Annotated in this window: 17 protein-coding genes; 13 read left to right on the top strand and 4 right to left on the bottom strand. The window is 73.8% G+C overall.

What is annotated here, in order from left to right; all coding sequences use genetic code 11:
- Positions 1–5: 5 nt before the first annotated feature.
- Complete coding sequence (locus EKO23_RS14940) at positions 6–2,033, bottom strand: helicase C-terminal domain-containing protein (RefSeq protein WP_134718648.1); 2,028 nt, start codon at positions 2,031–2,033, stop codon at positions 6–8.
- A 73-nt stretch (positions 2,034–2,106) separates the two neighbouring features.
- On the opposite strand from EKO23_RS14940, the gene EKO23_RS14935 reads away from it, so the two are divergent.
- Genes EKO23_RS14935 through EKO23_RS25690 form a run of 5 tightly spaced genes read left to right on the top strand, consistent with a single transcriptional unit; the run spans position 2,107 to position 7,879 of the window.
- Positions 2,107–2,922 (top strand): PP2C family protein-serine/threonine phosphatase, encoded by an 816-nt coding sequence (locus tag EKO23_RS14935; protein WP_134718647.1) that lies wholly within the window; start codon positions 2,107–2,109, stop codon positions 2,920–2,922.
- Positions 2,919–4,550 (top strand): FHA domain-containing protein, encoded by a 1,632-nt coding sequence (locus EKO23_RS14930; RefSeq protein WP_134718645.1) that lies wholly within the window; start codon positions 2,919–2,921, stop codon positions 4,548–4,550. Before EKO23_RS14935 ends, EKO23_RS14930 begins: the two co-directional genes overlap by 4 nt.
- 16 nt (positions 4,551–4,566) lie before the next feature.
- Complete coding sequence (locus EKO23_RS14925; RefSeq protein WP_134718643.1) at positions 4,567–5,745, top strand: RDD family protein; 1,179 nt, start codon at positions 4,567–4,569, stop codon at positions 5,743–5,745.
- A gap of 59 nt (positions 5,746–5,804) precedes the next feature.
- Entirely contained in the window at positions 5,805–7,064 is a 1,260-nt protein-coding gene (locus EKO23_RS25695; protein ID WP_175582699.1) for an ATP-binding cassette domain-containing protein, read from the top strand.
- Complete coding sequence (locus EKO23_RS25690; protein ID WP_175582698.1) at positions 7,061–7,879, top strand: hypothetical protein; 819 nt, start codon at positions 7,061–7,063, stop codon at positions 7,877–7,879. The genes EKO23_RS25695 and EKO23_RS25690 overlap by 4 nt, the downstream gene beginning before the upstream one ends.
- A 100-nt stretch (positions 7,880–7,979) precedes the next feature.
- On the opposite strand, the gene EKO23_RS14915 is transcribed toward EKO23_RS25690, so the two are convergent.
- Entirely contained in the window at positions 7,980–10,121 is a 2,142-nt protein-coding gene (locus EKO23_RS14915; protein WP_167880492.1) for a S8 family serine peptidase, read from the bottom strand.
- A gap of 149 nt (positions 10,122–10,270) precedes the next feature.
- On the opposite strand from EKO23_RS14915, the gene larE reads away from it, so the two are divergent.
- Both larE and EKO23_RS14905 read left to right on the top strand, forming a co-directional pair.
- Entirely contained in the window at positions 10,271–11,716 is a 1,446-nt protein-coding gene (gene larE / locus EKO23_RS14910) for an ATP-dependent sacrificial sulfur transferase LarE (protein ID WP_217702638.1), read from the top strand.
- A gap of 78 nt (positions 11,717–11,794) precedes the next feature.
- Positions 11,795–12,190, top strand: a complete 396-nt coding sequence (locus tag EKO23_RS14905; protein WP_134718639.1) for a cold-shock protein — start codon at positions 11,795–11,797, stop codon at positions 12,188–12,190.
- A 34-nt stretch (positions 12,191–12,224) separates the two neighbouring features.
- Here the strand turns inward: EKO23_RS14905 and EKO23_RS14900 are convergent, their stop codons facing one another.
- Positions 12,225–13,667, bottom strand: a complete 1,443-nt coding sequence (locus EKO23_RS14900; RefSeq protein WP_134718637.1) for an MFS transporter — start codon at positions 13,665–13,667, stop codon at positions 12,225–12,227.
- A 114-nt stretch (positions 13,668–13,781) separates the two neighbouring features.
- On the opposite strand from EKO23_RS14900, the gene EKO23_RS14895 reads away from it, so the two are divergent.
- The gene (locus EKO23_RS14895) at positions 13,782–14,555 is read left to right on the top strand and encodes a DUF3027 domain-containing protein (RefSeq protein WP_134718635.1); all 774 of its coding nucleotides are present in this window, start codon (positions 13,782–13,784) and stop codon (positions 14,553–14,555) included.
- A gap of 9 nt (positions 14,556–14,564) precedes the next feature.
- Here EKO23_RS14895 and EKO23_RS26200 read toward each other — a convergent pair whose 3' ends face one another.
- On the bottom strand, positions 14,565–14,852 hold the full coding sequence (locus EKO23_RS26200; protein WP_246051102.1) for a DUF2530 domain-containing protein: 288 nt from the start codon (positions 14,850–14,852) through the stop codon (positions 14,565–14,567).
- Positions 14,853–14,950: 98 nt separating this feature from the next.
- Between EKO23_RS26200 and EKO23_RS14885 the strand changes: the two genes are divergently transcribed.
- From EKO23_RS14885 to rpsG, 5 genes are all read left to right on the top strand, one after another.
- Positions 14,951–16,438: an NCS2 family permease gene (locus EKO23_RS14885; protein WP_134718690.1), complete on the top strand. Its 1,488-nt coding sequence runs from the start codon at positions 14,951–14,953 to the stop codon at positions 16,436–16,438.
- Positions 16,439–16,580: 142 nt separating this feature from the next.
- On the top strand, positions 16,581–17,030 hold the full coding sequence (locus tag EKO23_RS14880; RefSeq protein WP_134718633.1) for a MarR family winged helix-turn-helix transcriptional regulator: 450 nt from the start codon (positions 16,581–16,583) through the stop codon (positions 17,028–17,030).
- Between the two features lie 52 nt (positions 17,031–17,082).
- On the top strand, positions 17,083–18,372 hold the full coding sequence (locus EKO23_RS14875) for an MFS transporter (RefSeq protein WP_134718631.1): 1,290 nt from the start codon (positions 17,083–17,085) through the stop codon (positions 18,370–18,372).
- 176 nt (positions 18,373–18,548) lie between these two features.
- Positions 18,549–18,923, top strand: a complete 375-nt coding sequence (gene rpsL / locus EKO23_RS14870; protein WP_056681807.1) for a 30S ribosomal protein S12 — start codon at positions 18,549–18,551, stop codon at positions 18,921–18,923.
- A gap of 1 nt (position 18,924) precedes the next feature.
- Entirely contained in the window at positions 18,925–19,395 is a 471-nt protein-coding gene (gene rpsG, locus EKO23_RS14865) for a 30S ribosomal protein S7 (protein ID WP_134718629.1), read from the top strand.
- Positions 19,396–19,446: the final 51 nt, after the last annotated feature.

Below are 19,446 nucleotides of genomic sequence, written 5' to 3'. Positions count from 1 at the left end.
CCAGTCTACGGAGCCGGTGGGGAGGGCCGGCCGGTCGCCGCGTCCACGGCACGCACTCCGGTGATCCGATGCACGGCGAAGCCGCGCAGGTCCTCGCTGCGGTGGTCGTACGCCGTGAGCTGGCCGCCCTCGACCCGCTGGGGGTCCACGATCCGCTCGGTGGTCGTGCCGTGGTTGTCGACGTACCCGATCCACACCGAGGCGCCCTCCTCGATCGCAATCCGCAGCGCCGCCAGCGCCTCCGCGGGTGTGCTGCCGGTGGCGAGGGTCGCCGGCCTCGCTGCGACGGCCCGGTCACCGGCCCGGATCGCGGCCACGGCGGCGGCGAGCTGGGCGCCCTCGCGGGCCGCCTCGCGACCGGTCGGTCGGGCCTTCGGGGTGCGCGCCCGGTGCACGTCGGGCCGGGCCACCCGGACCGTGCCGTCCTCGGCCTCGACCACCGGCGCCAGGCCGAGGTCGCGCAGCCGGGGGAGCAGCACGTCGATCGGGGTGGTGGACACGACCACGGTCGGCGCCAGCCTGCGCAGCCCCAGCGACGCCGCCCGCCGGTCGCGCAGCAGCGTCTCGAGCGCGGCCTCGTCGTCGGTGCGCAGGAACGCCTCTGCGTAGCCGACCCGGAGGGTTCCGAAGGTGCGGGCGGTGTCGTCGACCAGGTAGGTGAGCGGCTGCGGGACCGGGGTGCGCGAGACGTCGCCGAGGAAGTCGTGGATCTCCTGGGCCGACCAGCCGGCGTCGAGCGCCCGGCGCACGGACGAGCCGGTGAAGCGGTAGACCGTCGCTCCTCCCCGGGACTCCACGTCCGCGACCTGGTGCAGCTGGCTGGCCAGGTGGCTCTCGAGCGGGCCGGGCGCGATCGCGGTCAGGTCGCCCTGGACGAGGATGTGGTCGAGCGGGGCCGGCAGCAGCGGCTCGATCTCCTTGGCCGCACCGGCCGGGTCGCCGTCGAGCAGCAGCCGCGCGGCCGGGGTCAGCCCGCCGAGGCCGGTGACGCCGAGCAGCGCGGCCTCCTCCGTCGCCCACGCGACCAGCGGTCCCTGCGAAGCCGGGCGCCGCGGCCGCAGCCAGCGGACCCGGGCCACCAGGGAGGGCACGCCGGTGCCCGTGGCCAGGCCATCGCCGGGCGGGAGGGCGGCCAGCTGCGCGAGCGCCAGACCGCGGGTGTCCACGTGGTGGGGGTCGACCAGCCCCGGAGCGAGCGCGTTGAGCGGCTTGCCGGAGGCGTCGCGGGCGCCGACGTCGCCGGAGGTGCGCGGGCTGACCAGCCAGGCCCGCACCAGCTCGGTCCACCGCTCGGCCGCCGGGCGCCGGCACCACGCGTCGTACGCGTCGGTGGGGAGCCAGCTCTCGGGCAGGTCGCCGGGGGCGCCGACCGCGAGCAGCCCGGCCGAGGCGGCGAGCTCGACCACGAACGCGGCCGTGCGCTCGTCGACGTGCAGCAGCGCGGCCGTGGCCCGGAGGTCGCGGACCCCGAGCCCGCCGGCCCGCAGCACCGGGGCCGGGGCGCTGCCCCAGTGGTCGAGCAGCAGCTCCACCCGTCGTACGACGTCAAAGGCCGCACCGGCCGCGGCCCGGGTCGCGAGGTCGGGGTCGTGGGTGCTGGTCGCCAGCGCCGGAGGTACGTCGAGGGGTCCCGGTCCGTGCTCGGGCGGGCGGCCGAGGAGCTCGGCCACCACGGTCAGGGGCCGGAGCCCGGTCGACGACTCCCAGACCAGGGCGAGGTCCTCCAGCCGGGCGGTCGTGTCGTCCACCCAGGCCGGGTCGGCGTCGACCAGGCCGTGGACTTCGGAGCGCGGGGTTTGGCCCGCGACGACGAGGGAATGGAGCAGGCAGAGTTCGGCCAGGGTGAGCCGATCGAGCGCGCGCAGGACCGAGGCGCGTGTGGCCGCGCGGGCGGCGAGCTGACCGGAATCCTGAGGAGCGGGCGTGGCGAGATCGGGGCGCAGGCGCAGCAGCTGGGCAAGCCTCGACTCGGGCCAGGCACGCACCTGGTCCGCCAGGGACCGGAAGCTTGTTCCGGAGGAGTCACCGGCCATCCCGACTACGCTACTAGGGCGCGCCGCCGCACGGACGGTGCGGCTCGGGCCGCAGGACGGAGAGGCCTAGGTCGTGGTGCACCTGCACAGCGGAGCCGCCACCGACGTCGGTCGGGTGCGCGAGATCAACCAGGACTCCTACCTCGCCTCGTCCCGGGTGTTCGTGGTCGCCGACGGCATGGGCGGCCACCACGGAGGGGAGGTCGCCAGCGCGATCGTGGTCGAGGAGTTCGGCCGGCTGGCCGAGCAGGGCTACGACTCCACGCGCGGCACCGAGGTGGTGACCGAGTGCCTGAGGTCGGCCCAGCAGCGGATCCGCGACTACGGCGCCGAGCACCGCAGCGGAGGGCAGCCCGACTGGTACGCCGGCACCACGGTCGTCGCGGCGCTGCTCTGCGAGGACGAGGAAGGCCCCACGTGGCTGCTGGTCAACCTCGGCGACTCCCGCATCTACCGCGTGCACGACGGCCGCCTCGACCAGGTGAGCGTCGACCACTCGGTGGTCCAGGAGCTGCTCGACGCCGGCGAGATCGACGCCGCGGCGGCCGCGGTCCATCCGGAGCGGCACGTGATCACGCGCGCGCTCGGCGGGCCGGTGCTGCGCGAGCCCGACTTCTTCGTGCTCCCGCTGGCCTCCGCCGCCCGCGTCGTGCTGTGCTCCGACGGGGTGAGCGGGATGATCGGCGACGACGAGATGGAGGAGATCCTCCGCGGCAGTGAGGACCCTCGCGACGCGGCCGAGCGGATCGTGGCCGCGGCGGTGCACGCGGGCGGGCAGGACAACGCCACCGCGGTCGTGGTCGATGTGGTGGGATTGGCGGAGTCCGGGAGCCACGACGCCCGGACCGCGCTCGTGAGCCTCGAGGAGAAGTTGGGAGCCCTGCCATGACGGGAGACGTGAGCACCGTGGTCCGGTCCTACCGCTCGGGTGGCTGGTACGCCGTCTTCGGGGAGCACGCCGCCGTCCTGCTGCCGCCGAGCGAGAAGTCCCGCGTCGCGGCGATGTGGGAGATGGTCGAGGGCCGCGCCGGCTTCGAGGAGCTGCTCGACGCGCTGATCGCGGGTGGCCTGCGCGGGCTGCCGGGGTTCGTGCTGGTCAGCAGCGGCGAGGCGCAGACCCGGGTGGTGCTGCGCGGGGCCGCGCGGGCCACGTTCACGCTGGCGGACGGCGACCCGGTCGAGGTCGACGGCACCGCGGCGGCGACCTGGGTGGAGCGCGTCCTCGACGGCGTCACCTCGGTCCGCGTGGACCTCGAGGACGTCGGCGGCGCGGACGACTACGTGCTGGAGACCGGCCTGGTCCGGGTATCGCGCGTCGACGAGCCGCCGTACGTCGAGCCGGTGGCGCAGGCGGCGCACGCCAAGCCGCTCGCCGAACCGGTCGTGGTGCCGATGCCCGAGCCGGTGACAGAGCCGGTGACAGAGCCTGTGACAGAGCCGGTGATGGAGACGGCCGACGAGCCCGGCGGACTGCACGTCGCCCCCGTCGTACCCCTGGGGGAGATCACCGACGCCGAGTCCGACGCCGAGCGCCCGCCCTCGGTGGACGACCTGCTCGCCTCCGACGCCGCGCTCGCCGACGCCGAGGAGGAGGGCCTGCCGCTGCCGGTCCCCCACGCGCCCGGCGAGGAGCCGGTCGCCGTCGCGGTCCCGGTCGCGCACCGGGCTGCCCCGGAGCCGGTCGAGGACCTGCCCGGTGAGCCCACGCAGGCGTTCTCCCCGATCCCCGAACCGATCCCCGAGCCCGTCGCCGAGGTTCCTCCGGTCGCCCCGCCGGTCGAGGAGCCGGTCGAGGAGCCGGTCGAGGAGCCGGTCGAGGAGCCGGTCGAGGGGGAGGACGACCACCACTGGCCGTTCTCCGACCCGGAGGCGGACGACGACCTCGACGAGGCCGGCGACGAGCCTGCGGCCGGACCGGAGATCGCGCCGCGCAGCCAGCCCCCGTCGAGGCCGGACCAGCAGTGGGAGGGGGATGTCGAGGAGCCGCCCGCGTCCCCGGGCAACCCGGCCGGAGGTGCCGCCGACCAGGTCGTGCCCGGGCAGCCACCGGCGCCGGACTCCGACCACGACGGCGACACCGTGGCCGGTGGCTGGGACCCGAGCCAGTTCGCCCGCCAGCAGCCCGGCATCCCCGGCCAGCCGCCGGCTCCGAGCGTGACCGCGCAGCCGGTCGCCCGGCTGGTCTTCTCCAGCGGCGAGACCATCGACGTCGATCGCGCGATCCTGATCGGTCGCGCCCCCGAGGCCCGCCGCTTCACCTCGACCGACCAGCCGCGCCTGGTGACCGTGCCGAGCCCGCACCAGGAGATCTCCTCGACCCACGTCGAGGTGCGTCCCGGGTCCGGCGCGGACCACGGCAGCGCGGTGGTGACCGACATGGGCTCCACCAACGGCACCGTGCTCGTCCAGCCCGGGCTGGCCCCCGAGGACCTGCAGCCCGGGATGGCCGTTCAGCTGCTGCCGGGCGCCGTGATCGACCTCGGCGACGGCGTGACCATCCAGGTCACGAACCTCTGAGAGCGCCCGCGACCCGATGACCACGACCACCGTCTCGGCGCAGCAGGCCGCGCCCGTCGCAGCCCTGGACCGCCGGTTCTACGCGTTCGCCCTGGACCGCCTGGTCGCCTGGTCGGCGGTCGCGGTCGTGGGCGCCGCGGCCTGGTGGTGGCTGTTCCGCGAGGACCGGGTGCTGGCCGGCGTGCTGGTCGCCGCGGCAGGGTTCCTGCTGGTCGGGCTGGTGCTCGCGGTGCTGCTCGGCACCCGCGGTACGTCGCCCGGCAAGGCGGCGTACGGGCTGCGGGTCGTCGACCCCACCTCCGGCCGGCCGATCGGCGTCGGCCGGGCGGTGCTGCGCACCGTCATCCTCGGGGTCGCCACGCTGCCGACGTTCGGCCTCGGCACCGCCACCCTCGCCTGGACCGCGGTGGAGGACCCGAGCCGCGAGCGCCGGGGCTGGCACGACCGCAAGGCCCGCTCGATCGTCGTGGACGTGCGACCGGTCGAGGTGGTAGCCGCCGTCGAGGACGAGCGGCCGCGGCACGTGGTGAACCTGACCGCGATGCGGCTGAACCCGGTCCGGCAGACCGCCACGCCGGCGCTGCCGGCCCCGGCCGTGACCCCGACGGTCTCGCTCACCGCGGGCCTCCAGCAGCCCTCGCAGCATTCCCCGCAGCAGTCGTGGCAGCCCGCGGCCCGGCAACAGCCGTCCGTCCAGCAAGGGCCGGACCAGCAGCCGCCCGGCCCGTCGGCGTACGTCCCGCCCTCCGTGCCGCAGGCCGATCGCCCGACCACCGCGCCGCGCGACCGCGGCCGGCACGCCGCCGACTCGGGTCCTGCGACCGGCCGGCCCGACGGGCCCGGCGCGCCCGCGACGCGCACCCGGTGGCGGGTCACCTTCGACTCCGGTGAGACCTTCCTGGTCGAGGGCCTCGGCCTGGTCGGCCGCCGGCCCGAGGGCCGGGCGGGCGAACCGGTGCGCCACGTCGTACCCCTGGTCTCGGAGAACATGTCGATCTCCAAGACCCACGCCCAGTTCCACCTCGCCGGTGACGGCGCGCTGGTGGTGATGGACCGTGGCTCGACGAACGGCTCGATCCTGGTCCGGCGGGGCGTGTCCCGCGAGCTGTCCGCCGGCCGGCCCGCCACCCTCCTCGACGGCGACCGGGTGCTGTTCGGCGACCGCGAGATGCGCGTCGTGCGCGAGCAGGGCTGAGCCGACCACAGCACGGACAGCAGCACCGACCGACGAACCCGACCCGAAGGAGTCCGCCGATGGCGGTGATCGAGGCACGAGGCCTGAGCAAGAGCTACGGCGGCAAGCCGGCGGTGACCCAGCTGTCGTTCGACGTACGACCCGGCACCGTGACCGGGTTCCTCGGACCCAACGGCTCGGGCAAGTCGACCACGATGCGGCTGATGCTCGGCCTCGACCGTGGTGAGGGCACCTGCACGTTCGACGGCCGTCCGTTCACCACGATCCAGCAGCCGATGCGGCACGTCGGGGCGCTGCTCGAGGCCAAGCCGTTCCACCCGACCCGCACCGCGCGCAACCACCTGCGGATGCTGGCCGCCGCCAACGACATCCCCGACGGCCGGGTCGACGAGGTGCTCGGCATGGTCGGCCTCTCGGACGTGGCCGGCAAGAAGCCCGGGACGTTCTCGCTGGGCATGGGCCAACGGCTCGGGCTGGCCGCCGCGCTGCTGGGCAACCCGCACACGCTGATCCTCGACGAGCCCGCGAACGGCCTCGACCCACAGGGCATCCGCTGGATGCGCGACCTGCTCAAGGCGCTGGCCAGCGAGGGCCGCTCCGTGTTCGTGTCCAGCCACCTGCTCAGCGAGATGGCGCTGATGGCCGACGAGCTGGTCGTGATCGGGCGCGGCCGGATGATCGCGAACGGCCCGGTCGCGGAGTTCACGAAGCGCAGCGGCCTCAACCACGTGCTGGTCCGCACCCCGCAGGCACACGACCTCGCGGCGCTGGTCGGGCAGCGGCTCGCCGGCCGGGGCTCGGTCACCGCCGGTGGCGAGGGCGAGCTCTCGATCGTCGGCCTGACCGCGGCCGAGGTCGGCGACCTGGCCTTCGAGAACCGGATCCGGGTGCACGAGCTGGTCACCCGCGAGGCATCGCTCGAGGACGCCTTCCTCGAGATCACCGGCGGCGCGCAGGAGTTCCAGGCACACGCGCCCGGCCCGGTCGGCTGGCAGCAGCCCGGCCCGCAGCAGGGCGGTCCCGGCTGGGGAGGTCCGCCGGCGGGTCCGCCCGGATCGCAGCAGGGCCCACCCGTCGGTCCGCCTCCGGGCGCGGCGTACGGTCCGCCTCCGGGTGGCCCCTGGGGCCCGCCGCCCGGCGGACCCGGTCCCTACGGGCCGCCCGCCCAGCAGGGTCCGCCGCCGGGGTGGCAGCCGCCGCCGGAGCCGCCGTACGGCGCGCCCGGACCGGGCAGCGACCCGGCCGCCGACCAGCAGCGAGACCAGCAGCGAGACCTGCACCGCGACCAGCACGGCGACGAGAACGGAGGCCGGGGATGACCGCGGCGCTGAAGTACGAGTGGCGACGCATCACCACCCTGCGCTCCACCTGGTGGATCAGCGGCGGCGCGGTCATGGCGGCGGTGAGCCTGACGTTCCTGGTCGCGATGGCGCTGCGGCTGGGCTCGGGCGACCTGGCGGACGAGACCACGTCCCGGTCGGACTCGCTGATCGTGCTCGAGATGATGACGACCCAGTTCTCGAACTTCGACCCGATGTTCTACCTGGTCGCCTACATCGTCGCGATCGTGGGCATCTTCAGCTGGGGCCACGAGTACCGCCACGGCATGATCCGCGCGACTCTCACCGCCCTGCCCCAGCGCGGGGCGGTGTGGACGTCGAAGTACGTCGTCGCCGCGGCGTGGGTGACCGTGGTCGTGATCGCGACGTGCGTGGTGTCCCTGCTGGTCGCGACCCTGTGGTTCGCCGGCCTGGGCCTGCACTACGACCTGCCCGCGCTCCTGGCTGCGATCGGCCGTCGGGTCGTCTACACGGTGCTGCTGACCTGGGTGGTGATGAGCCTGACCATCCTGTTCCGCAACCAGACCTTCGCGCTGGTCGCGATGTACCTCTGGCCGATGGCGATCGAGACCCTGATCAAGGGCATCTTCATCGTCCCGGGCCTGAGCGACCACCGCGAGCTGACCCGCTTCCTCCCGTTCAACGCGGGCGGCCGGATCATGCAGCGCGAGCCCTCCGCCGACTCGGTCTTCGGCGACCCGCTCAACGCGGTCGGCGGCTTCCTGGTCTTCGGCACCTTCGCCGCGGCGCTGATGCTGCTCGCCTACTACCTCTTCGAGAAGCGCGACGCCTGACCCCGCCGAGGTGCCCGGTCTTGCTGGCCGAGGTGCCCGGACTTGCGGGTCTCCTCGCAATCCGGGGCACCTCGGGGCGCAATCCGGGGCACTTCGGCGGTCAGGGGAGGACGACGGGGATGCGGGCGCGGGTGCCGTCGGAGCGGGTCCAGGCGACCCAGCCGCTGTCGACCCGGCCCGGACCGGCACCGGGGGCGCCGGTGGGGGTGATCCGGATCCGCACGGTCCGGGTGGCGCCGGGCGGCATCCGGAGCGCGGCCGGGGTGACGGTCACCCGGTGCCGGGTGAAGCCCCACGCCCGCGACGAGAAGTACGACGCCCGGCCGGACACGTTGGTCACCCGCCGGGTGACCACCCGGGTGCCGCCCGCGGCCAGCACCGAGGGCAGGTTGAGACGGCCGGCGGTGTCGCGGTCGAGGGCCCCGCGCCAGGCGGTGGCCGGGACGTCGTAGACGAGGCCGGGGTCGAGGGCTGTGGCCGGACGGGGGAGGCCGGCACCCTGCCGCAGCGAGACCGGCTCGCCGGCGGTGCTGGTGGCACTGGTCAGCAGGGCCGAACGCACCCGGGCCGCGGACCAGTCGGGGTGCGCGGCACGGACCCGGGCCGCCCAGCCGCTGACGCGGGCGGTGGCAGCGGAGGTGCCGGCGGTGAGCGTCCAGCGCGGGCCGCTGCCGGACGGCGACGTCGCGGCCAGCAGCTGCGCTCCCGGCGCCACCAGGTCCGGCTTGACGACGCCCGTGCCGGTGCGGCCGGACGGCGTCACCGCGAGGACCTGCGGCTTGCCCGCGGGCGCCGTGGTCCGCACCAGACGGCCGACCACCCGGCCGCGGTCGAGCCGCTGGCGCAGTGCCCTTCCGTCGGCGGCACCGAGGTGGAGCGTGGGCACTGCGTGGAAGTCCGCGGGCAGCCCCTCCCCGGACGCGTTGACCAGCACCATGCCGACCCCGTCGGCCAGCCGGACCGCCGCAGACTTGTCCACCCGCCCGACCCGGCCGCGCTCGCAGACCACGATCCGCCCGGCGGCCCGCGAGGCGTCGAGCGAGCCGGGGACACAGAGCCGGGCGTCGCGCTCGTCGCTGCCGGGCGCCGGGATGGTCGCCGCGTCGACCAGCGGGGTGGGACGGACCCCGCGGGTCGCGGTGTACGCGCCGGCCAGCCGGGTGCCGTCGCCGAGCACCAGCGCCCCGAGCCGCCGGGGCCCGGTGGTGCCTCCCACGGTGGTGACCCAGGGCTGGGCGTGCCCGACCTCGCTGCCGTCGTTGCCGGCCGCCGCCGCGACCACCACGTCCCGCTCGGCGGCGCCGAGCAGGGCCAGGTCGACCGCGTCGAGGCCCGGTGAGCCGGCGACCGCGAGGTTGAGCACGTCGACCCCGTCGGCGACCGCGGCGTCGATCGCGGACACGACGTCGGCGCTGGAGCAGCCGTCGTCGGCCGGGTCGGGGGCGGACCAGCAGGCCTTGTAGGCCGCGATCCGGGCCAGCGGCGCGGCCCCGGAGAACACACCGTGGTCCTGGTCGCCGTCGAGGGCGGGTACGTCGGCGTTCCCGGCCGCCAGCGAGGCCAGCTGGGTGCCGTGCCCGTCGTCGTCGTACGGCGAGGTGTCGGCGCCGGCCCGCAGCCGGTCGGCCCCGAAGCCCTCCACGAAGTAGCGGGCCCCGACGATCTTGTCGTTGCAGTCGGTGCGCCGCCACCGGCCGGTCGCCTCGCAGGTGCCGCGGTAGCCCGAGGGCCGCGAGCCGAGCTCGGGGCTGTAGGCGAACACCGGGCTGCCCGGGTGCACGCCGGTGTCGACGAGGCCGATCACGACCCCGCGTCCACCCCGGCCGGAGCCGTCGCCGACCGCACCCGGGGGCGCCGGGGTCGAGGTGCCGGTGACCCGGCGGACGGTGTCGCGCTCGACCATCCGCACCTGTGGGGCTGCGCGCAGCTGGTCGACCTGGGCGCCGGTGAGCCGGACCGCGAACCCGTTGAGCGCAGTGGTCCAGCGGTAGACCGGATCGGGCGCGTCCACCCGCTGCAGCAGGAAGTCCTGCTGGGCGAGCACGGCGCCGCGGTAGTCGCGCACGCCCAGCCCGCCGTCGTACCCGCTGGTGCCGGGCGCGCGCAGGGCGACGAGGTACAGGTCGTCGGACGGCGCGTGGTCCGCGGCTCCCGAGGACGGAACGACGGTCCAGGGCGCGACGAAGGCAGCCGTCAGCGCCAACAATCCGGTGGCGCCCCGGGCCAGGGCCGCTCGCATCATGCACCCCATCCGTATCAGACTCCGCGAAGGGCGCCATCGTCGCACCGGGACGCGGTCGGGGCAATCGGAACGCCACAGCCCCAGGGTGCGGCTCCCAGGTCGGTACGCCTGCTGCGCGGACCTGGGAGACGCACCCTAGGGTTGCTCCCATGGATCAGCTCGTCGTCGGCTTCGACCTCGACATGACGCTGATCGACACCGCGCCGGGCTTCGCGGCGACCCTCGACGCGCTCGCCGTCGAGCTCGGGGTGGTCTTCCCGACCCAGGCGATGACCGCCCGGCTGGGCCCTCCGCTCGAGCACCTGCTGCGCGACCACCTGGCCGAGGACGCGGTCGCGCCGGCGGGCGACCGGTTCCGTGCGCTCTACCCGGAGCACGCGGTGGCCCCGACCCCGGTGTTCGCCGGCGCGCACGAGGCCCTGGCCGCGGTACGCCGCCACGGCGGCCGGATCCTGCTGGTCACCGGCAAGTACGCCCCCAACGCGCAGCTGCACGTCGACCACCTCGGCCTCGACATCGACCACCTGGAGGGCTGGGTGTGGGGTGCCGGCAAGGGCGAGGTGCTGCGGACCGAGCGTGCCGGCGTCTACGTCGGCGACCACGTCCACGACGTCGAGGGGGCGCTGGCCGCCGGGGTCACCAGCGTCTCCGTGCTCACCGGCGGCTGCACCCGCGAGGAGCTCGAGGCCGCCGGCACGCACGTCGTGCTCGACGACCTCACCCAGTTCCCGGCGTGGCTGGACGGGCACGTTCTCGACCTCCGGCTGGCCGACCTCGAGGCCCGGCTGCGGGAGCTCGGGTCCGTGCTGGTCGCGTTCAGCGGGGGTGCCGACTCGGCGTTCCTGCTCGCCGCGGCCGTTCGGGCGCTCGGACCGGACCGGGTGGCGGCCGCGACGGCGTACTCCCACTCCCTGCCGCTGGCCGAGCGCGACCCCGCGCGGGCGTTCGCCGAGGACCTCGGGGTGCGGGTGCTGACGCCGGAGACCCACGAGATGGACCGCGACGGCTACCGCGCGAACGCCGGGGACCGGTGCTACTTCTGCAAGGCCGAGCTGCTCGACGTGCTCGGCCCGCTGGTGGACGAGCACGGGCTGGCCGCGGTCGCGACCGGCACCAATGCCGACGACGCGCTGGCCGGCTTCCGGCCCGGGATCCGGGCGGCGTCCGAGCGCGGCGCGGTGACCCCGCTGAAGGACGTCGGGTTCACCAAGGAGCAGGTCCGGGCGGCCTCGCGGCGGTGGGAGCTGCCGACCTGGGACAAGCCAGCGGCCGCATGCCTGTCGTCTCGGGTGGCCTACGGCATCGAGGTCTCGCCGTACCGCCTGGCCCGGGTCGAGCGCGCCGAGACCGCCGTACGACGGGTGCTGGCGGAGGCCGGGACCCCGGCCCGTGACCTGCGGGTGCGCGACCTCGGCGACCGCGCGTCGGTCGAGGTCGACGCCGCGCTGGTCGCCGGGCCGCTGGCCACCGGGTCGGTGGGGGAGCGGGCGGTGCTCGACGCCGTGCTCGCGGCCGGTTTCGTCGAGGCGGCGGTGGACCCGCGGGGGTTCCGGTCCGGGTCGATGAACGACGTGCTCGACGACCGCTACCGGTGAACCCGATGGCGCCCGTTCGGCGCCGCGACATAGGCTGACGCCTCGCAAGCACGCACGATCGAGAACGAGGTCATCCCAGTGCCCACTGGCAAGGTGAAGTGGTACGACGCCGACAAGGGGTTCGGATTCCTGTCCCAGGAGGACGGCCCGGACGTCTACGTGCGCCGCGACGCGCTGCCCGAGGGCGTGGCCACGCTCAAGGCCGGCACCCGGGTCGAGTTCGGCATCGCCCAGGGCCGCCGCGGCGACCAGGCGCTGCAGGTGCGGCTCCTCGACGCCCCGGCCTCGGTCTCGCGCGCGCAGGCGAAGGCGCAGCGCAAGAAGCCGGAGGAGATGGTCGCGATCGTCGAGGACCTGATCCGGCTGCTCGACGACGTCGGCGAGTCCTACCGCCGCGGCCGGCACCCCGACGCCCGCACCGCACGCCCGACCGCCAAGCTGCTGCGCGCGCTGGCGGACGAGCTGGAGCTCTGAGGGGCCTCCTCGCGATTCCCCGGCTGACGGGGGATCAGTGGGTGGCCAGGCGTTTCCGCCCGGGCGGGTTGGCCAGCACGAACACCGTCCAGGCCGCCAGCACCGCGAAGCCGATGCCGAGGCCGAGCCGCGGCGGGTCGAGCGGCATCGCGATGCCCACGAACCCGCCGACCACCCACGCCAGCTGGAGCAGCGTGTCGGAGCGGGCGAACGCGCTGGTCCGCACCCGCTCGTGCACGTCGCGCTGGATGGTGGAGTCCAGCGACAGCTTGGCCAGCACCTGGGCCAGGCCGGCGGTGAGGCCGAGCGCGACCAGGGAGAGCAGGCCGTAGAACAGCGCCGCGAGCAGCACCAGCACGGCGTCGGCGAGCAGCGCGAGCACGACCGTGACCGAGGGGTTGACCCGCTTGAGCAGCGAGGCGAGCGCGATGCCGAGGGTGTTGCCGAGGCCGGCCGCGCCGATCACCAGCGCGAGCAGCATCTCGGGCCGCTCCTCCCAGCCGTCGATCGGGTTCTCGCGGAGCAGGAACGCCATGAACATGGTGAGGAAGCCGGTCAGGAACCGTGGCCCGCAGTTCGCCCGCAGCGCGAACGCCACCGAGGCGGGCACCCGCAGCCCGGGCCGCCGCTGCCTGCTCCCGTCCTGCTGAGCGGTCGGCCCCGGGCCGAGCTCCAGCCGGGCCTCGCCGTGGCTGGAGTCGACCTTCGACGGGAGCAGGATGGCCAGGATCGTGGCCACCACGAACAGCACGAACCCGTAGCGCAGCGACCACTCCCCGCCGAACGTCGCCGCCAGCGCCGCGATCGGTGCGGAGATGCCGGCCCCGACCACGCCGGCCAGCGAGATCCGGGCGTTCGCCTTGACCAGCGTGACCCCCTCGGGGACCAGGCGCGGGGCCGCGGCGGCCTTCGTGACGCCGTACGCCTTCGACGCGACCAGCACGCCCAGCGCGGCCGGGAACAGCGCGTAGGACTCGGTGACCACCGCTCCGGCCAGCACCCAGCACAGGAACGCCCGGATCGCCATGGTCCCGCCGATCGCCCAGCGGCGGCCGTGGCTGAACCGGTCGAGGAACGGCCCGATCAGCGGCGCCACGATCGCGAACGGCAGCATCGTCATGCCGAGGAACAGCGCCACCTGGCCCCGCGCCTCCCCGGTCGGGACCTGGAAGAACAGGGTGCCGGCCAGCGAGATGGCCACCGCGGCGTCGCCGGCGGCGTTGAACGCGTGCAGCTCGATCAGGCGGGACAACCCGGACTGTCCGGCCCCCTCGGCCTGCGAGGCGCGGCGGGCGAAGCGGTACGTCGCGCGACCGGCGCGGGCGGTGCCGCGGGCCACCGCCCGGGCCCCGGTGGCACCGGCCCGGGCCGCCCGCTTCGCACCGTCGCCGGCGGTGTGCGGAGCGCCGTCCTCGGCCCAGGACTCCTCGCCCGACGCGTGCGACCGCTCGCGGTCCGCGGGCGGCTGCTGGGTCATGCCGCCATCCTGCCCCGTACGCCGCAGCTCACCCCCGTCGGACCCCCCGGACACCCCGATTTCCTGACCCGACAAGACAATACGGGCGGGCATGGGACACAATCGCGCACTGTGATGACTGCTGCGCGGACCCGTCCCGACGCCGCCCTCGTGGGTGCCGTCGACGCCGCCCGCGCGTTCCTGACCGACCAGGTGGGGAGCGCCGACGTGGGGGAGCACCTCGGTCACGAGGTCGAGGGCGAGCGGGTGGTCAGCCACTTCTTCGCCTGCACCCGTGCCGGCTACCGCGGCTGGCGCTGGTCGGTCACCGTGGCCCGCGCCCCTCGCCAGAAGGCGGTCACGTTCGACGAGGTCGTGCTGACCCCCGGCGACGACGCGATCGTCGCGCCGGAGTGGGTGCCGTGGAAGGAGCGGATCAAGCCGGGCGACCTGTCCCCGGGCGACCTGCTCCCGGTCGAGGACGACGACCCGCGCCTCGTGCCGACGTACTCCTTCGGCGACGACCCTCTCGACGCCGACGACAAGGCGCAGGTGCGTCAGGTCGCGCAGGACCTCGGCCTCGGCCGGGTCCGCACGCTCTCGGTCGAGGGCCGACAGCTCGCCGCCCAGCGGTGGTACGACGGCGACGGCGGGCCGTCCTCGCCGTTGGCGCAGTCCGCCCCGGGCTCGTGCACGTCGTGCGGCTTCCTGCTCCGGATCGCCGGCCCGCTGTCGGAGCTGTTCGGCGTCTGCGCCAACGGCAACGCCAACGACGACGGCCGGGTCGTGTCGCTGGACCACGGCTGCGGTGCGCACTCCGAGGTGCAGCTCGGCAAGAAGCAGCAGCCGGTGCCGCTTCCGGACCCGGTGTTCGACACGATGACGCTGGACGAGATCGAGTCCTTCTGACCGACCCGGTCAGATCGCGAGCGGCTTGCCCTCGCGGCGGCGGTTGCGGCGGCGACGGCAGTACTCCAGGCCGAACAGCCCCAGGCCGAACCCGGCCAGGCAGGTCCACAGCCACCAGACCCGCCCGCTGTCCTCGAGCCGGCCGTAGAACGGCAGCAGTCCGATGAACGCGAGCATCCAGAGCCCCACGCCGACCTCGACCGTCCGGACGCCGTCGACGTCGAGGGGCTCGACGTCGGCCACGATGTAGGTGCGCTTGCCGATCTCGTGGGTCTTCGGCTGCTCGGGCGGCTCCACGACCTCAATCTAGTCGACGGTGTGATCCCGCCGTGACACCCGCGTCTGTTGCACGACACAGATATCTGCCACGATGCGGTCCCGTGAGCAACGACCTGATGACCCGGACGCACCGCATCGACTCGTTCTTCAAGATCTCGGAGCGTGGGTCCACCCTCGGCCGCGAGGTCCGCGGCGGTGTCGTCACCTTCTTCACGATGGCCTACATCATCGTGCTGAACCCGCTGATCCTCGGCTACGCACCCGACGTCGACGGGCAGTTCCTCGGCGGCGGCGACGCGCCCGACCTGGCCATGATCGCGGCGGCGACCGCGCTCGTGGCCGGCGTGATGACGATCCTCATGGGTGTCGTCGCGAACTACCCGCTGGCGCTGGCCACGGGCCTGGGCCTGAACGCGTTCGTCGCGTTCGTGCTCGCCAAGGAGATGACCTGGGCCGATGCGATGGGCCTGGTCGTGCTCGAGGGCATCGTGATCCTGGTGCTGGTGCTCACCGGCTTCCGGCGGGCGGTCTTCTCCGCGGTGCCCACCCAGCTCAAGGTCGCGATCTCGGTCGGCATCGGCCTCTTCATCGCCCTGATCGGCCTGGTCGACGCCGGGTTCGTGCACCGCACGCCACTGCTCCCGAGCACCACGGTCCCGGTCACGCTCGGCTGGGACGGCCAGCTCCAGGGCTGGCCGGTCGCGGTGTTCGTGTTCGGCCTGCTGCTGCTGATCGCGCTGCACGCGCGCCGGGTCAAGGGCGCCATCCTCATCTCGATGGCGGTGACCACCCTGGTCGCGATCATCGTCGAGACGATCGCCGACGTCGGCGGCACCGGCCCGTTCACGGTCCCGGCGGACGACGGCCACGTCGACGGCAGCCTCTACAACCCGACCGCGTGGGGGCTGAGCGTCCCGGGCTGGCCCAAGGACGTCGTCGGTACGCCGGACTTCGGCCTGCTCGGCGAGTTCAACCTGCTCGGGGCCTGGGAGAACGCCGGCATCGTGGTCGCCGCGCTGTTCGTGTTCACGCTGCTGCTCGCCGACTTCTTCGACACCCTCGGCACGATGACCGCGATCGGGTCCGAGGCCGGGCTGCTCGACGAGGAGGGCAACCCGCCGAACATGGAGCGGATCCTGGTCGTCGACTCGATCGCCGCAGCGGCGGGTGGCGCGGCCGGCGTCTCCAGCAACACGTCGTACATCGAGAGCGCGTCCGGCGTCGCCGAGGGCGCCCGCACCGGCCTGGCCAGCGTGATCACGGGCGTGCTGTTCCTGCTCGCGACCTTCTTCGCACCGCTGGTCGCGATCGTGCCGTCCGAGGCCGCCGTACCGGCGCTGGTCCTGGTCGGATTCCTGATGATGCAGCAGGTCAAGGGCATCGACTGGGACGACCTCGAGATCGCGATACCGGCGTTCCTCACGATCGTGCTGATGCCGTTCACGTACTCCATCACGGCCGGCATCGGCGCCGGCTTCATCGCCTTCGTCTTCCTCAAGATCGTGCGCGGCAAGGCCGCCGAGGTGAAGCTGCTCATGTGGGTGGTGTCGGCGCTGTTCGTCCTCTACTTCGGCATCCACCCCCTGACCGACTGGCTCAGCTGAGCCCTGCCGGGGGAGCACCCCGGCCCTGACCGACGACCACGCCCGGCCCCACGTGCCGGGCGTGGTCGTCGCTCGTGTGCCCTCAGGACCGGCCACTCGGAACCAGGAATACTTAGCACGGGTAATGAGTTAGGCTAACGACATGGTTCCCACGGTCGAGAAGGTTGCCCGCACGGACGCCGGGCTCGCCTCGCAGCTCCGCCTGTCGGTGATGAGGCTGCGGCGGCGCCTGGCCAACGAGCGGCACCCGGACAACGAGCTGAGCATCAACGCGATGGCCGTGCTCGGGTCGCTCTACCGCAACGGCGAGATGACGGTCGGCGAGCTCGCCGCGCACGAGCGCGTGCAGCCGCCGTCCATGACCCGCACGGTCACCTGCCTGCAGGAGGGCGGGCACGTCGCCCGCCGCCCGCACGACACCGACGGCCGCCAGGTCGTCGTCGCGCTCACCGACCGTGGGCGCGAGACCCTCCTGGCCGACCGCCGACGCCGTGATGCCTGGCTGGCTCGCCGACTCGCGGAGCTCACCCCTGACGAACGTGCCGTCCTCCGCCAGGCGGCCCCGATCCTCGAAAGGCTCTCCTCTAGTTGACCATCACCCCACCAAGCCACTCGCTCCCCTCGCGCCTCGGCGGGGACCACGGATGAGTCCCACCTTCCGCGCGCTCCACAACACGAACTACCGGCTCTACGCGGCCGGCGGTGTCGTGTCGAACGTCGGCACCTGGATGCAGCGCGTCGCCCAGGACTGGCTGGTCCTCCAGCTCAGCGCCAACAGCGGCACCGCCATCGGCATCACCACCGGCCTGCAGTTCCTCCCGTTCCTCGTCCTCTCCCCGCTCGCCGGCCTGGTGGCCGACCGCGTGCCCAAGCGCCGCCTGCTCCAGATCACCAACGTGATGATGTCGGCCCCTGCGCTCGTGCTCGGCCTGCTCGCCGTGACCGGCACCGCCCAGATCTGGCACGTCTACGTGCTGGCCTTCGTGCTCGGCGTCGGCGCCGCGTTCGACGCCCCGGCCCGCCAGTCCTTCGTCTCGGAGCTGGTCGAGCCCGCCGACCTCACCAACGCGGTCGGCCTCAACTCCGCCAGCTTCAACGCGGCCCGCATCGTCGGCCCCGCCGTCGCCGGCGTCCTGATCGCGGCGCTCGGTGGCGGCGCGGTCGCCACCGGCTGGGTGATCCTGCTCAACGCGATCAGCTACGCCGCGCCGATCCTGTCCCTCCAGCGCCTCGACACCCGGGCCCTGGACTCACCGACGCCCGCACCCCGGGAGCCGGGCATGATCCGGGCCGGTGTCCGCTACGTGCGCCGACGCCCCGACCTGATGCTGGTGCTCGCGGTGGTCTTCTTCACCGGCACCTTCGGGCTCAACTTCCAGATGACCTCGGCGCTGATGGCCACCGAGGTGTTCGGCAAGGGCCCCACGGAGTACGGCCTGCTCGGCACCTTCATGGCGGTCGGATCCCTGACCGGGGCGCTGGTCGCCGCCCGCCGCGAGACGGTCCGGCACCGGCTGATCATCGGCGCGGCGGTCGTCTTCGGTGCCGTGGAGGTCGTGGCCGGCCTCGCCCCCACGTACGCCGCGTTCGCGCTGCTCACGCCGCTGCTCGGCCTGAGCGCGCTGACCATGATCACCGCGGCCAACGCGTTCATGCAGCTGCACACCGACGCCGGGATGCGCGGGCGGGTGATGGCGCTCTACATGATGATCTTCATGGGCGGCACCCCGGCCGGTGCGCCCGTCGTGGGCTGGGTCGGGGAGGAGTTCGGCGCCCGCATGACGCTGATCGGCGGGGGAGCCATGACGATCCTGGGCGTGGTGCTCGCTGCCGGGGTGTTCCTGGGCCGTGACCGCCGGCGCGCAAGACTGCCGGAGACCCCCGCGCAGGCGGGAGATCAGGCGGGGACCGGCGTTTTGACCGCCTCAGCGTGACTGAGTACGCTTGATCTTCGTGTCTGGGACGACCAGGCAGTCGCGCGTGCGCGAAATCGACCGCCGGTCACCCGCGGAGACATCGTGCGCACCACCCAACGTGAGGCAAGAGCAACATCATCGTGCCCGGCAAGGTGCCGAGCACTGTAGAGCGAACAAAGAGAGGGAACCACCCGGTGCCCACCATTCAGCAGCTGGTCCGCAAGGGCCGCCAGGACAAGGTGTCCAAGAACAAGACGCCTGCTCTCAAGGGATCGCCCCAGCGTCGCGGTGTGTGCACCCGCGTCTACACCACCACCCCGAAGAAGCCGAACTCCGCCCTCCGCAAGGTCGCCCGGGTGCGCCTGTCGAGCGGCGTCGAGGTCACGGCGTACATCCCGGGTGTGGGCCACAACCTCCAGGAGCACTCGATCGTGCTCGTGCGCGGCGGTCGTGTGAAGGACCTGCCCGGTGTCCGCTACAAGATCATCCGCGGTTCCCTCGACACCCAGGGTGTGAAGAACCGCAAGCAGGCCCGCAGCCGCTACGGCGCCAAGAAGGAGAAGAGCTGACATGCCGCGCAAGGGTCCCGCGCCGAAGCGCCCCATCGACATCGACCCGGTCTACGGGTCCCCGCTGGTCTCCCAGCTGGTGAGCAAGGTGCTGCAGGACGGCAAGAAGCAGGTCGCGCAGCGCATCGTCTACTCCGCCCTCGAGGGCTGCCGTGAGAAGACCGGCACCGACCCCGTGGTCACCCTCAAGCGCGCCCTGGACAACGTGAAGCCGGCCATCGAGGTCAAGTCCCGCCGCGTCGGTGGTGCGACGTACCAGGTCCCGATCGAGGTCAAGCCGGGCCGCAGCACCACGCTGGCCCTGCGCTGGCTGGTCGGCTACGCCCAGGACCGTCGCGAGAAGACGATGTCCGAGCGCCTGATGAACGAGATCCTCGACGCGAGCAACGGCCTCGGTGCCGCCGTGAAGAAGCGCGAGGACACCCACAAGATGGCCGAGTCCAACAAGGCCTTCGCCCACTACCGCTGGTGACCGGGTGGGGCCCCCGACCGGGGTCCCACACCTCACCGCCCCATCTAACTT

The sequence above is a fragment of the Nocardioides guangzhouensis genome (genome assembly GCF_004519545.1).
GTDB lineage: Bacteria > Actinomycetota > Actinomycetes > Propionibacteriales > Nocardioidaceae > Nocardioides > Nocardioides guangzhouensis.
This window is presented reverse-complemented; position numbering and strand designations above follow the sequence as displayed.

Excerpts from the sequence above, each read along its gene's own strand:
- EKO23_RS14925 (WP_134718643.1), top strand. The coding sequence starts at position 4,567 with ATGACCACGACCACCGTCTCGGCGCAGCAGGCCGCGCCCGTCGCAGCC.
- EKO23_RS25690 (WP_175582698.1), top strand. The coding sequence starts at position 7,061 with ATGACCGCGGCGCTGAAGTACGAGTGGCGACGCATCACCACCCTGCGC.
- EKO23_RS14895 (WP_134718635.1), top strand. The coding sequence starts at position 13,782 with ATGACTGCTGCGCGGACCCGTCCCGACGCCGCCCTCGTGGGTGCCGTC.
- EKO23_RS14880 (WP_134718633.1), top strand. The coding sequence starts at position 16,581 with ATGGTTCCCACGGTCGAGAAGGTTGCCCGCACGGACGCCGGGCTCGCC.
- EKO23_RS14940 (WP_134718648.1), bottom strand. The coding sequence starts at position 2,033 with ATGGCCGGTGACTCCTCCGGAACAAGCTTCCGGTCCCTGGCGGACCAG.
- EKO23_RS14885 (WP_134718690.1), top strand. The coding sequence starts at position 14,951 with ATGACCCGGACGCACCGCATCGACTCGTTCTTCAAGATCTCGGAGCGT.
- EKO23_RS25695 (WP_175582699.1), top strand. The coding sequence starts at position 5,805 with ATGGCGGTGATCGAGGCACGAGGCCTGAGCAAGAGCTACGGCGGCAAG.
- EKO23_RS14915 (WP_167880492.1), bottom strand. The coding sequence starts at position 10,121 with ATGATGCGAGCGGCCCTGGCCCGGGGCGCCACCGGATTGTTGGCGCTG.
- EKO23_RS14875 (WP_134718631.1), top strand. The coding sequence starts at position 17,083 with ATGAGTCCCACCTTCCGCGCGCTCCACAACACGAACTACCGGCTCTAC.
- EKO23_RS14900 (WP_134718637.1), bottom strand. The coding sequence starts at position 13,667 with ATGACCCAGCAGCCGCCCGCGGACCGCGAGCGGTCGCACGCGTCGGGC.
- EKO23_RS14930 (WP_134718645.1), top strand. The coding sequence starts at position 2,919 with ATGACGGGAGACGTGAGCACCGTGGTCCGGTCCTACCGCTCGGGTGGC.
- rpsG (WP_134718629.1), top strand. The coding sequence starts at position 18,925 with ATGCCGCGCAAGGGTCCCGCGCCGAAGCGCCCCATCGACATCGACCCG.
- larE (WP_217702638.1), top strand. The coding sequence starts at position 10,271 with ATGGATCAGCTCGTCGTCGGCTTCGACCTCGACATGACGCTGATCGAC.